10 protein-coding genes are annotated in these 13,346 nt (G+C 54.0%); 8 read left to right on the top strand and 2 right to left on the bottom strand.

The genetic code is table 11. The features are described 5' to 3' along the window. The first annotated feature begins 72 nt into the window (after positions 1 to 72). The 3 genes from fliF (at position 73) to visR (ending at position 3,613) form a co-directional block, all read left to right on the top strand. Positions 73 to 1,764 carry a flagellar basal-body MS-ring/collar protein FliF gene (gene fliF, locus CUC55_RS08450; RefSeq protein ID WP_103087546.1) on the top strand — a complete coding sequence of 564 codons (1,692 nt, stop codon included), beginning with the start codon at positions 73 to 75 and terminating at the stop codon, positions 1,762 to 1,764. A 362-nt stretch (positions 1,765 to 2,126) separates the two neighbouring features. Further along, the gene (gene visN, locus CUC55_RS08445) at positions 2,127 to 2,858 is read left to right on the top strand and encodes a transcriptional regulator VisN (RefSeq protein ID WP_067648732.1); all 732 of its coding nucleotides are present in this window, start codon (positions 2,127 to 2,129) and stop codon (positions 2,856 to 2,858) included. Between the two features lie 11 nt (positions 2,859 to 2,869). After that, the gene (gene visR, locus CUC55_RS08440) at positions 2,870 to 3,613 is read left to right on the top strand and encodes a transcriptional regulator VisR (RefSeq protein WP_103087545.1); all 744 of its coding nucleotides are present in this window, start codon (positions 2,870 to 2,872) and stop codon (positions 3,611 to 3,613) included. Between the two features lie 77 nt (positions 3,614 to 3,690). Here visR and CUC55_RS23610 read toward each other — a convergent pair whose 3' ends face one another. Further along, the gene (locus tag CUC55_RS23610; protein ID WP_425352799.1) at positions 3,691 to 4,866 is read right to left on the bottom strand and encodes an O-linked N-acetylglucosamine transferase, SPINDLY family protein; all 1,176 of its coding nucleotides are present in this window, start codon (positions 4,864 to 4,866) and stop codon (positions 3,691 to 3,693) included. A 923-nt stretch (positions 4,867 to 5,789) separates the two neighbouring features. Next, positions 5,790 to 5,951 carry a hypothetical protein gene (locus CUC55_RS22710; protein WP_157940935.1) on the bottom strand — a complete coding sequence of 54 codons (162 nt, stop codon included), beginning with the start codon at positions 5,949 to 5,951 and terminating at the stop codon, positions 5,790 to 5,792. 35 nt (positions 5,952 to 5,986) lie between these two features. Between CUC55_RS22710 and CUC55_RS08430 the strand changes: the two genes are divergently transcribed. From CUC55_RS08430 to CUC55_RS08405, 5 genes are all read left to right on the top strand, one after another. Further along, positions 5,987 to 6,865, top strand: a complete 879-nt coding sequence (locus tag CUC55_RS08430) for a flagellin N-terminal helical domain-containing protein (RefSeq protein WP_067648726.1) — start codon at positions 5,987 to 5,989, stop codon at positions 6,863 to 6,865. 272 nt (positions 6,866 to 7,137) lie between these two features. Next, complete coding sequence (locus CUC55_RS08425) at positions 7,138 to 8,019, top strand: flagellin N-terminal helical domain-containing protein (RefSeq protein ID WP_067648723.1); 882 nt, start codon at positions 7,138 to 7,140, stop codon at positions 8,017 to 8,019. 319 nt (positions 8,020 to 8,338) lie between these two features. Then, positions 8,339 to 9,217, top strand: coding sequence for a flagellin N-terminal helical domain-containing protein (locus CUC55_RS08420; protein ID WP_103087544.1), 879 nt, complete (start codon positions 8,339 to 8,341; stop codon positions 9,215 to 9,217). 253 nt (positions 9,218 to 9,470) lie between these two features. Then, positions 9,471 to 10,469 carry a flagellin N-terminal helical domain-containing protein gene (locus CUC55_RS08415; RefSeq protein ID WP_103087543.1) on the top strand — a complete coding sequence of 333 codons (999 nt, stop codon included), beginning with the start codon at positions 9,471 to 9,473 and terminating at the stop codon, positions 10,467 to 10,469. Between the two features lie 826 nt (positions 10,470 to 11,295). After that, a complete protein-coding gene (locus tag CUC55_RS08405; protein WP_103087541.1) occupies positions 11,296 to 12,603 on the top strand; it encodes a MotB family protein in 1,308 nt (435 codons plus the stop codon). Positions 12,604 to 13,346: the final 743 nt, after the last annotated feature.

Raw genomic sequence — 13,346 nt, 5'->3', positions numbered from 1 at the left:
CAAGCTTCGCCGTCTAGTGAGGTATTGGGACCAAAAGGTCTCACGACTCTTTGAACGACGGTGCGGGACAGAATGAATCTGTTAAATCAATTCCCTCAGGTTTTAAAAAATATCGCGGCTCTCGGGCAGACGCGGCTTTTGGTGCTGGGTGGTGTGGGCGTTCTGTCCATGGCGATCATTCTTGCAGCTGCGCTCTACGTGAATAAACCTGCTTACGAAACGCTCTATGTCGGCCTCGAAACGATGGATCTGAACAAGATCAGTATCGCTCTTGCAGAGTCGAATGTTGATTTNCAGGTCGGAGCCGACGGTACGAGCCTTCAAGTTCCGGTCGGTATGACCAGCAAGGCCCGCCTTCTGCTTGCAGAACGCGGCCTGCCTGATAGCGCCAATGCCGGTTACGAGCTCTTCGACAATGTCGGTTCACTTGGCCTTACATCCTTCATGCAGGAAGTGACACGTGTCCGCGCCNTCGAGGNCGAAATCGGCCGTTCCATCCAGCAGATCGATGGTGTCGCCGCAGCACGCGTACACATCGTCATGCCGGATGTCGGCAATTTTCGCCGTGGAGAGCAGAAGCCCACCGCTTCAGTCATGATCCGCGCCAATGCTGCTGCCGGCCGCAAGGCCGCATCCTCCATTCGCCACCTCGTCGCCTCGGCTGTTCCCGGCCTTGAGGTCGATGACGTGACGCTGCTCGATTCCACCGGTCAGTTGCTGGCTTCCGGCGACGATGTTGGAAACGGCGCGCTGAACCGCTCGCTCACACTGTCCCAGAACGTGCAGCAAGAACTCGAAACCAAGATCGACAAGGCGCTTGCGCCGTTTCTCGGCATGGACAACTTTCGCTCCACTGTTACGGCGGAGCTGAACACAGACAGCCAGCAGATTCAGGAGACCGTGTTCGATCCCGAATCACGTGTCGAACGGTCCGTGCGCACCACCAAGGAAGATCAGAAGTCTCAGGAAACAACGCCTGACTCGGCTGCAACGGTTGAGCAGAACGTTCCGCAGGCGGCCCCACAGGGTGGCGGCGGCGGTCCGAAGTCTTCGGACGAGACGGCAAAGAAGGAAGAGCAGACCAACTACGAAATCAACTCGAAAACGACGGCCACTGTTCGTAATGGCTACACGGTCGACAAGATTTCCATCGCTGTCGTCGTCAATAAAGGACGGCTTGCGAAAATGATCGGCGAAACGTCCGATCAGGCAAANGTCGACGCATACCTCGCCGAAATGCAGAAGATCGTAGCATCTGCCGCAGGTATCTCAACAGATCGTGGTGACGTGGTCACGATCACTGCCATGGACTTCCTTGAAACGCAGCTTCTCGACCAGGCAGTGGCTGGTCCGGGCTTCATGGAAGTTATGAGCCGCAACTCCGCCGGCATCATCAACTCTCTTGCTTTCGTCGTCGTCGCCTTCCTCGTTGTCTGGCTCGGTGTCCGCCCAATCGTCCGCTCCATGGCTGGCGGCAGTGCTGCTTCGACAGCGGAGCTTGGTCAGGATGCGGCTGGTCTCGAACTGCCGGACTTCTCTCCGGGCATGGGTGGAGCAAGTGCCGGTGGTGGCCTTATGGATGGCTTCGGCGCAGACTTCGGCTTCGACAGCACCGACGATCTTCTCTCTGGCGATGGCGACAGTGGCGATTTCAATCGCAGGGTTCGCGAAGGACCGGAACGCCGTCTGTCGCGGATGGTGGAAATCAGCGAAGAGCGCGCCGCCAAAATTCTTCGCAAATGGGCAATCGAAAAAGCAGCTTAGAAACGAGAAGGCCGGTCCCGAACCGGCCTTCTTCCGTTTTATCCCTTGCATCCCATTGGCGCACATGGTCTGATTTGAGACGAAATTAACAATTTGTTCATCAAGACGACAATTTACGTTGGAATAGTAGAAATCAAATCTGTGCGACGCCGATAACATGAATATGCTTTCGGTGGTATGATCAGGAGATAAATACGGGGATGCCTTCGACTGCTTCTGGTTTNCCCTGTAGCTTTNCCTAAAATGCAAATGATTCGGTCGCCAGACATGCAAACCACGGACTGTGATTGTGTTTCTGTATGGAAATGATTTCCATCCCGGTTAAATAATCTCCGATAAGGAGAGCAAGAGGGCGTAGGCTATTGAAGGTGGATGTTGATGTTCGCAGGCTGTCAGCCGTGCCGTTTGATAGGTCGGTAAAGTCATTGCCGCGCGATCAACTCATTCGAAATATTTCAGTCGCGGCAATGGACGGCAACGTTACAGCCGCCGTGGAAATGCTTGCGTCTTTTGCCGGCGCTGCTCATTACCTCCTTGCACGCGAAGATCTGCTCCAGGAAGCAGGTCTCAATTTTATAATCACATCCGATTGGCCGTTCGATCTCGTGCGACGGTTGGGCGCGGAATTGACGAACAACCAGAACCGCGTCAGCGAGATGGAGAAGTGCCTGGCGCTGCTAAGCCCGCGCATGCTGTTTCTGCCGGATGACGCTGTTATCCCACACGGCGTTGATCGCAAATATTGTGCGTTGACCTTCTGTGTCGGCCGCGTCCGCTTTTCGCTGCTATTGTTGTTTGCGGAAGACGGCGTGCCGGTAGACGACCGCTTGCGCGAAGCTGCCATGCTGGCAGGTTATTTCGCAAGTTCGGGCATTATTGCTGAATCCCGTGTCGAGCGCGACATCGATCTGACCGAGCGCGAACTCGAGTGCCTTTTCTGGATTGCTGAAGGCAAGACCAGCGACGAAATGGCAACGATCCTGGGAATTTCCCGCAACACCATCAACAACTATATCACCAGCGTCATGCGTAAGACGGCAACCAAAACCCGCTCAGAGGCTATTGCCTATGCGGTTCGAAATAATCTTGTATGAGGGCGCGCGGGATGGGATATTACAAGGAGTCCGAGACGTCCAGCGCCGAGCATACCGGTTCCGCGCGAGGCAATTCGGCCAGTCGGTCGGACCTTTTTCCCAAGCTGGTGGCAATACAGCGCATACTGGGCGCCAAGAACTTCGTTGTCATGCGCGCCATCGCATCAGGACTGCCCAACAAGCGGAAGCTGTCCTGCGAGATAGAAANCTGGGGCATCAATGCCAGCGATCAAAGCTTGCGTCTTGTCCAGTCCATGGGAGAGCGGTTGCTTGATCACATGGAGCGCTCGCTGCTACCATTGATATGGAAGAGTGAAAACGGAACCGGGTTTGCCGAAATACCCGACGTGCCAGCCCTGATGGTCAGAGTTGCCAACGAAGACCTTTCCTATTCCGGACTGGCGCTGCCGGTTCGCCTGGGGATGATCGGCAATGGATATGTGGTGTTTTGCGGTGGAAATCTGCTGCTGGACAACGAGATGGTCCTTGAGCAGCATATCAAGTGCACCGAGATCATGGTCGATCTGCTAGCCTTGGACGAGCGACGGGTGACGCCTGCGGAGTCGTTGAGCGAACGCGAGGTCGCTTGTCTCCAGCTCGCTGGTGACGGTCGTATCAGTGAGGAAATTGCCGTAAAGCTCGGCCTTTCGGTTCACACCGTGAATGCCTATCTGGGCTCGGCAACCATCAAGCTCGATTCTGTCAATCGCATCCAGNCGATCGCGAAGGCCATTCGTATGGGCTATATCCATTAGACTGAACAACGACAGCTTGGCGATCCAATAATATCGGCCTGAAAACCAGATAGGACTTTTCAGGCCGATGGATCGGCTTAGTTGCCGTGGAAAGGCTCTGTGCGGGCGGGTAGAGCAGCTACATCGAAGTGATCGGGCGCGATGCCTGCTCTGGCCTGTTTGCTCATCGTTTCATAAGCAGCTTCGAGGTGACGGCAGTAGCGTTCCGCATCGAAAAGCGGCTTCGTAAACCTATTGGCATCGATACGTGCGCGAATATCGCGGATCGTTGATGGATCGAGAGCATAGCCGACGGCTTGATCGACATAAGCTGCTTCATTTTCGGCAATCAACTCTGGTGCTCCGATGGCGTGGAGAAGGCTTTCACTGACGCGTGATGCGAAGTTATTGCCCTTCACCGTCAAAACTGGCAGCCCGGACCAGAGCTGTTCCGACGTTGTCGTGTGGCCGTTGACCGGAAAAGTATCGAGACCAAGATCGGCGACGGTGATGCGGTTAAGGTGGAGCTCGAATTCCAGCTTGCCCATAAAAANCACACGCTTTGCGGAGATTCCCATGGCCATGAACTTGGCAAGGATATTTGCTTTGCTCTCTTGGCTGTTGTGCAGAATCCAGATCACGCTGTTCGGCGCACGCTTGAGCATCTCGGACCACAGCTCCACCGTGCGCGGTGTAATCTTACGGTTCGCATTGAATGATGCAAAAACGAAAGCGTCCTCCGGCAAGCCAACGTCTGCACGGGTGATTTGTTTNGCCAATGGACGATTGAGGGGATCGTTGGGCTGATAGGTTTCCGGCAGGCGAACGAACTTCTCGTAGTAATGCGGCTTCGAACTGTCCGGAAGCACATAATGGTCGCCAATGACGTAATCCAGATCGACATTGACTGTAGAACCCGGAAAGCCGATCCAAGCGACTTGAACGGGTGCCGCGCCCATGTTGAAGATCGCCGTGCGGTTTCCTGCCGTGTGTCCTTTCAGGTCGACAAGAATGTCGATATTCCGCGCCCTGATTTCTGCAAGCGCTTCTTCGTTGGTCATGTCGCGAATTGTCACGACATCGCCCCACAGGGTGCGATCTGCGACGTTGGTGTTCAGCAGGTCCGGGTCTGAATGGCAAAACAGCGTGACCTCGAAGCGGTCACGGTCATGCAGTTCGAGAACGCGGCGGATCAGTTTCATGGTCGCATGTTTGTCGAAGAGGTCGGAAGAAATATAGCCGATCCGTATCTTCTGACCCCATTGATGCGCCATCTGGTGGCGTCTGGCGGTCATCTCTGGTGTAAAGGCCGGGGTGTTGCTGCGTGCCAACTGATTGATGTGTTCGTCGTCGGTCCAGTGAATGTTGAAGAAGGTACCGTCGAACGAAACGAAAGACGTATCTCCTGATGCAATGGCGGCATCGATCATGGGCTGATGCTTTNCAATCGCATCGAACTTGCTGTGTTCCCGGCAGAAGACCAGATACATCAGGCGCACAGCCTGCTGACGTGGCAATTTTGCCAGAAGCAGGCGCGCAGTTTCGATGTCTTTCGGGTCGAACAGATCCCAGGTGGTGATGGCGATGCGCGCGCCGAGCTTCATATGCTCGACAGTGTCGCTCTTCATCAGGATGCTTTTCAGCGCCCGGGCAATCTTCGGCTCTCCGCGCTCCAGCAGGATCGTCCCAACGATGTAGGTGATCTCGGGGTACTTGTGGAACTTGTGGATCAGCTTGTTGGACAGTGCGAGCGCTTTGTCCTTTTGCCCGCAGTCGAAGTAGAGCTTGATGCTTTCGACGAGATAGCTTTCGGCATCAATACCGTCCTGCTGGTATGCAAGCTCGTAGGATGTCGCGGCCTGCTCGGGCATTCCAATCCGGATGCATGTTTTNGCCAGCAAAGCATAGGTGCGCGCATCGCGTTTGGTGTCGATCAGCCTGTTCAGCGTCGAAAGGGCTTCGGTATATTGGCCCGTTTTGAAGTGTTTCGATGCGGCGGAATAGCTGATTTCGTTTAACATTTTCTCGTTCATCCTTTNGCCGTCTTGCTTGCCGGACGACAGCCGGTGACGGACGCAGGTCTTGGCGATTTTGAATTTCGACAGAGGTTACCGCGCGAACCTTGCTTGAAACAGGTCTCGCCACATCGCACCTGTTTCATTGTGGTTAACCGCGCTTCTCAGCCATTTGCGCAACGTTAACCAACAAAATCGACAGGTCTGGCGATGGCGCTGAAATTAAGAACTTGGAAATGCTTGCCGCGCATTTTGAACCCTGCGTGACGGGTTTGGTGTCCAAAGAAAACGGAACCGAGTGGCATGATGCCGAACCGTTCGCGCCGGTACTTGTAATCCGGCATGTCCCTCTCTTGTACCGCGTTTTAAGGGGCAACTTATGTCTAGCATTAACTTCAATTCCAGCGCCAACTCCGCTCTCCAGACTTTGCGCAGCATCAACAACAACCTCGGCAAGACCCAGGATCGGGTTTCCACCGGCCTGAAAATCGGCGACGCTTCTGACGGTGCTGCATACTGGTCCATCGCGACCACGATGAAGTCCGACAACAAGGCTCTCGGCGCCGCGACTGATGCCCTTGGCATCGGTGCAGCCAAGGTCGATACAGCCTATGCCGCCATGGACAGCGCGATTGACGTCGTCAATGAAATCAAGGCCAAGCTGACAACCGCCAGCGAAACATCTGTCGACAAGGATCAGGTCCAGCTTGAAATCACCAAGTTGCAGGAACAGCTGACCGCTATCGGTCAGGCCGCTTCGTTCAACGGTGAAAACTGGGCTGTTCAGTCTTCTGATACTTCCAAGACGACTGTCGTCGATGGTTTCATTCGTGACACAGGTGGTGCGGTCAAGGTTACGACAGCCACCTTCAACTCTGGTTCTTATGCCATGTTCTCGACCATTGCTGATGGCGTTGGTAGCGGCGGCGTACTAGCGGCTGTTATGACGATCGCTTTGACCAGCGTATCGACTCAAGGTGAGATCGACACATTCTTGACGACTGTTGAAAGCGCGCTGAGCGAACTCACAAAGGGCGCAGCCGCTCTCGGTGCTCTCTCGACCCGCATCGACCTTCAGGACGAGTATTCCAACAAGCTCAGCGACGCCATGGACGCTGGTATCAGCCGCTTGGTCGATGCCGACATGGAAGAAGAATCTGCACGTCTAGCGTCTCTTCAGACCCAGCAGCAGCTGGCTGTCCAGTCTCTGTCGATTGCCAACTCTTCTTCGCAGAGCATTCTCTCTCTGTTCCGTTAAGATCGACCCCAAAANCGAGAAATCAGGCCGGACCGAAAGGTCCGGCCTTTTTTGTTTAGGTTTGTTAACAAAGTATTACTTATTTTTTTNGTAAATTAACTAAATTTTTATATAATATTTGGAAGTCCTTAACCTTAATGATGTTAGATCGGTCTATCGAAACGACGGCCGAAAGTTAACTATAGTATTCGGCAGGCATGATGCTGATCGTTGTTTACCGGTGAACCCGGAATGTCCCTTCAAATGTACTTGCCAAAGGGGCAATTAATACTATGACCAGTATCTTGACCAACACATCTGCCATGTCTGCACTGCAGACTCTCCGCACGATCAACTCCGACCTATCCACGACTCAGGATCGCGTTTCGTCCGGTCAAAAGGTCGGCAAAGCCGCCGATAACGTCGCTTACTGGTCGATCTCCACCACCATGAACTCCGACAACAAAGCGCTTAATGCTGCGACGGATGCTCTGGGCGTTGGTGCAGCCAAGGTGGACACGGCTTATGCAGCCATGGACAGCGCGATTGACGTCGTTAACGAAATCAAGGCCAAGCTGACAACTGCCAGCGAAACATCTGTCAACAAAGAGCAGGTTCAGCTCGAAATCACCAAGTTGCAGGAACAGCTGACAGCTATCGGTCAGGCCGCGTCCTTCAACGGTGAAAACTGGGCCATTCAGGGTGACCTGGGCTCGCAGACGACGGTTGTTGATGGCTTCATCCGTGACTCTGCCGGCTCGGTTAAGGTTACGACAGCGACGTTCAACTCCGGTTCCTACGCACTGTTTTCGACAATTGCCGACGGCGTCGGCAGCGGCGGTATCCTGTCTGCCGTGATGACTGTTGCTCTGACCAGCGTATCGACACAGGGCGAAATCGACACATTCCTGACGACTGTGCAGACCGCTCTTGATGGCCTGACAAACGGTGCAGCAGCTCTCGGTGCGCTGTCTTCGCGTATCGACATGCAGGACGACTATTCCAGCAAGTTGAGCGATGCGATTGAAGCCGGCGTAAGCCGTCTGGTCGACGCTGACATGGAAGAAGAATCTGCACGTCTTTCGGCTCTACAGACCCAGCAGCAGTTGGCTGTCCAGTCGCTGTCGATTGCGAACTCTTCTTCGCAGAACATCATGTCTCTCTTCAGAGGCTAATAATTTNCAAATCGGACGGAAAAGCCGCGCATTTGCGCGGCTTTTTTTNGGGAAAAATTAACGGGATAAAAAAGAAAAATCTGCAATATTAACAATAAGTTATTCTTCATTAACGGGTGCTCTGGGCCTTAATGTTCCATTCACACAGATGAAAAAATCCCTACGATTAAAGCTTTATTAACCATAAACCTGTCTTCTGAGGTCATCGAAACAGCGCACCGAACAATTTAAGATCGGTAAGCATGAAGCTGCCTGCTGCGTTTCCCGGCTTTGACCGGAATGTCTCTTCTTAAAGAATTGCCAAAGGGGCGCCCTGAAGATGACCAGTATTTTGACAAACACCTCTGCAATGTCTGCTCTTCAGACGCTGCGCTCAATCAATACAGACCTTTCCAACACACAGGATCGCGTATCGTCCGGTTTCCGGGTTGGCCAGGCGAAAGATAACGTAGCCTACTGGTCCATTTCCACCACCATGAATTCCGACAACAAAGCGTTGAATGCCGCTTCCGACGCTCTGGGCGTTGGTGCAGCCAAGGTTGATACTGCCTATGCCGCGATGGAAAGCGCCATTAGCGCCGTCGATGAGATCAAGGCAAAGCTGGTTACCGCCAGCGAACAGTCTACCGACAAGGGCCAGATTCAGCTTGAAATCGGCAAACTTCAGGAACAGCTGTCCGCAATCGCACAGGGTGCCTCGTTCTCCGGTGAGAACTGGATGGTCTACGGCGACGCCACTCAGGCAAGTGTTGTCGATGGCTTCATCCGTAACGCAAGCGGCGGCGTCAGCGTTACGACCGCAAANTTTAACATCGCATCTTATGCCATGTTCGAGTCGATTACATCAGGTGTTGGATCTGGCGGTATTCTCGGCAGCGTCATGAGCGTGGCCCTGACAAGCGTTTCCACACAAGGCGACATCGACGCATTCATGACCATCGTCGAAACCGCTATGAGCGGATTGACGGACTCTGCTGCGGCCATCGGCGCACTTCAGACCCGTATCGACCTTCAGGATGCATACTCCGCCAAGTTGTCGGATGCGATGGAAGCAGGCGTCAGCCGTCTGGTCGATGCTGACATGGAAGAGGAATCAGCCAAGCTTTCGGCGCTCCAGACACAGCAGCAGCTGGCCATCCAGTCACTCTCGATTGCAAACTCCAGCGCTCAGAACATCATGTCGCTCTTCCGCCAGTAAGTCGCATCATTNCAATGACAAGACCGCGCCTCTTCAAAGGGAGGCGCGGTTTTTTCGTTTTCAACAAGGGTCGATACGAAATCGTAGAAACCTTTACCTCTGGACCTCGTCACGCAAGTTTCGCCATAGCTTGGCAGGGTATAAGACTTGTAACGAGGTTCACATTTCGTTAACCCTAAGCCATGCGGCGGTCATAACGCTTCGCATCCTTGCCTCTTCATGATGAGAGTGCGGCTTTCGCCAGATAACTGGCATGTCCTATTACTCTCCGCCCGATGCAGGTACCATGACCAAGATTATTTCCTCCGGCTCCGTGCAGAGTGCACTTCAGACACTTTTGTTCAGCAACGACACGTTGTCGAAGACACAGGAACGCGTAACGTCTGGCTACAAGATTGCGTCTGCGGCGGATAATTCAGGTTATTGGTCAACGGCCACCAACCTGAAATCGGACGCAAGCGTGTTGACGAGCGTGGGCGATGCCCTCAATCTTGGCGCATCCAAGGCGGACACTGCTTACGAAGCCGTGACGTCGTTGATCGGCGTTGTCGATCAGATCATGACGCAATTGACGACAGCATATGAGCCCGGCGCAGACAGAAGTCAGATCAATGGTGCGATCAGTGCCTTGAAAANCAATCTGCAATCGGTGTCGCAGGCTGCCAGCTTCTCCGGCGACAATTGGCTGTACAATACGGCCGAGCAGCTTCCGGCAACAAAATCGGTACCGTTTGCCTTTCATAAAGACGCATCCGGCGGTATTTCCCTACAGCATCTGACTGTCGACACGGCGCAAACGACGATGGTGGACACCAGTGACGCAAGCCGCGGATTGCTGACCGGAGCGGTAGACGCGAGCGCACGTGATGGCGATACCGCTGCACCGGCTCGGGATTATTATCTTCTGAACGCGGGATCAGCGACTGGGGTCACGGGCACTGAAATCGCCGTCTCCGATACCACGACGAAAGATGAGCTCGATGATATGGTCTATGTCGTCAGCCAATTGTCGAAAAAGCTGAACGAGCTTGGTGGTTCAATTGGTACGATGTCGAACCGGATGGACCAGCAGACCACCTTCGTCAGTTCGCTCAAGGACTCGATGGATAAAAGCGTCAGCCGCTTGGTTGATGCCGACATGGAAGAAGAGTCCACCAAATTGACGGCCTACAAGACGCAGCGCGATCTGGCAGTCGAAGTCGTGTCACTTGCCAACAACCACCGAAAGAGCCTTGCCACTCTCTTTTCGTGATGTCGGGTAGGGGTTCATCCTCGCACAAGTTTGAACCTCTACTTTAGGACACTGAATTGCTGCCGGGTTTTCGCTTTCTCATCAAGACTGCGAAATCGCTCTGCTGGCCCTCTCTGAATGCCTTGCGGATTATTTCATGATTCTCTTCTCCATAGAAAAGACAAGCACGATAGCGGACGGGGTGCGTCTATGAGCGGAGCTTTGGCAAAATATCTCAAGGACTTCAGCCAGTTCACGCCGCCTGATGCAGCTGACATTATTGAGTTGGATACGTCGGTTTCTGCCTTCGACAGCAGTTGGTCGCCTGAACCCGAAATCGCCATCGATGTCGATGAAGAGAAGCGCAAGGCTTTTGTCGAGGGGGAAGAGGCTGGCAAGCGGGAACAGCTCGTCAATCAGGAGACTGCACTGGAAGCATTGCGTGCGCTTCACGTTGAGGAACTGGAGGCGATGCGTGTCCGGTATGAGGAAGAGATCGCAACGCATCTCGCCACCTCGGTCATTTCAATGAAGCAGATGATTGCCGACAATGTCGAAAGCGCATGCTTTCGTTTGTTCTCTGTTGTCATGGAGCGGGAGCTTGCGAAAGATACAGCAGCCGATATCTCTGCCCAAATCATCCGCGAGATCGAAGGCGGGTTTGCCGGTACGATCAAGATAACCGGCCCGGAGCATCTTTNGTCCAAAATCCGCGAAGGTCTGGGTGCGGTCGACAATCAGGTCGATTACGACGTTTCGACCGATATTGATGTGAAAGTACAAATGGATAGCTCAGTCTTAATGACGAGACTGGCAGAGTTTTNCCAGAACGCACGGGGTTTGGCGGATGAGTGAAGGCGAAAATCACCATCACGGCAAAAACGAAATCATCATCATTAAACGCCATAAAGGTGGTCACGAAGGCTCGCATGGTGGTGCCTGGAAANTCGCTTTCGCGGACTTCATGACCGCTATGATGGCCTTCTTCCTCGTGATGTGGCTGGTAAATGCTGCAAACGAGGAAACGAAGGCTTCCGTCGCCAGCTATTTCAATCCCATCAAGTTGACGGACGAAAAGCCTGCCGACAAGGGAATGAAGCAGCCCGCAAAAACTGCCGACGGCGAGCAGACCCAGCAAAAGTCCGATACGAAAGCCGAAAAGACGCATGACGCTGCCGCTGCTGCAAGCGGTGACGACATGACCTCGTCCTCCGGCGACAAGACGGCCTATTCCGAAGCGGCGTTCTTCGAGAACCCCTACGCGGTTCTGGCCGAAATCGCACAGGAAGTCGGACAACAGGCAAATGTCAGCGCCAAAGGCGAGGGTGGTGCAAGCGATTCCGGTCCATCAACCGGCGCGTCCGGCGGAGAGGCCTATCGCGACCCGTTCGATCCGGATTTCTGGAGCAAGCAGGTCGATGTCCGCCCCGATCAAAGTGGGGTAGCGATCCAGGATACCGCTCTGCCTGAAAAGGCACAGAAAANGACAGATCCGAAAGCGGTTGCTGTTCCACAGGACATGGCCAGTGTCATCAATGATAGCGAGTCACCAGCAACTTTGCAGGCGACAGAGATCAAGGCGCAGAAAGTCGATCCGGGCGCCGTCGATGAAATAGGTGAAACGTCCTCTAAGCCAAGCAAGACGAAGACGGCCAAGGCGCATACCGCCGCCAAATCCAAGGCAGATGCTGCACAGGAAGAGACGACGGCCGAACTACGCGACGAGATTGCCCAGCAGGTTGCCGGTGTTGCTGGCAAGCTCGCGGAAGGCATTGTCGTTACGCCCGCCGAGGGTGGCACGTTGATCACGATTTCTGAAAAGGCCAACACTGCCATGTTCGGCATCGGTTCTGCCGTGCCGCAGAAGGACCTCGTTCTTGCGATGGAAAAGATTGGTCAGGTTCTCAGCAAGCAGAAAGGCGCCGTTGTCATTCGTGGTCACACGGATGCGCGTCCCTACAGCAGTGACGGAAAAGACAACTGGACGCTGTCGATGGACCGCGCACACGCCGCTTACTTCATGTTGTCGCGCGGCGGTCTGGATGAGACGCGGATCAAGCAATTGTCGGGTTTTGCCGACAGGCGTCTGCAAACCTCCGACGATCCGCTGAATGGTGCAAACCGTCGCATCGAAATATTGCTAGAGGATAGTTGAGGCAGCGGATGATGAAAGCGACCCGCATTGCTGTCTTGTTTCTGGGCATTTCGTGGCTGGCCAGCGCCAGTTACGGATACGCGCAGAGCGATCTGCCACCTGCCAAAATCCTGCGCTCCCTCCAGTTCGTTCAGGACTCGGTCGTCATGGGAGATCATTCCGCGCGGNACATGCAGAAGTATCTTCTGGAAACCATCGATACGACGCTGAGAACGGCCGATGCTTCGATTTTTGAAGATTCCCGAAATGCTGATGCGGCGCTCGCCTACATCATGAGTGGCGGCAATCCGCAGACGCTCGATTATCTCGTTGCGCGTGATGTGCAGGGACATTTCGATTCCCGCGTCATCAACATCTTGCAGAAATATTTCAACGGGCGTGGCGTGCAGGTCGAAAAGATCATCACCGATATTCTCCCTGAATACCGCAATGGGGTTCTGGGTCCTTATCTGATGTTGATTGCGGNCAATATTGCCGTGACGAGAGACCCNGCGGCGTCACTGGTTTNCTTCGATGATGCACGCCTGACGGCGCCAGGCACGATCATCGAAGAGGCAGCGTTGCGACGTTCGATCATCGCGATGATCCAGATGAAGCAGCCCGACAAAACCCTTCAATATGTCCGAAAATATGCGGTCAGATTTCTGCACTCGCCCTATGCCTCCCAATTTGCCGACCTCTTCGTTGGTTTCGTCGTCGAAAGCTTTGGTGCTGTCTCCAAGGAGAACATCGTGGAGATCGCG

It is taken from the genome of Agrobacterium bohemicum (genome assembly GCF_002896715.1).
In the GTDB taxonomy this organism is placed as follows: domain Bacteria; phylum Pseudomonadota; class Alphaproteobacteria; order Rhizobiales; family Rhizobiaceae; genus Agrobacterium; species Agrobacterium bohemicum.
This window is presented reverse-complemented; position numbering and strand designations above follow the sequence as displayed.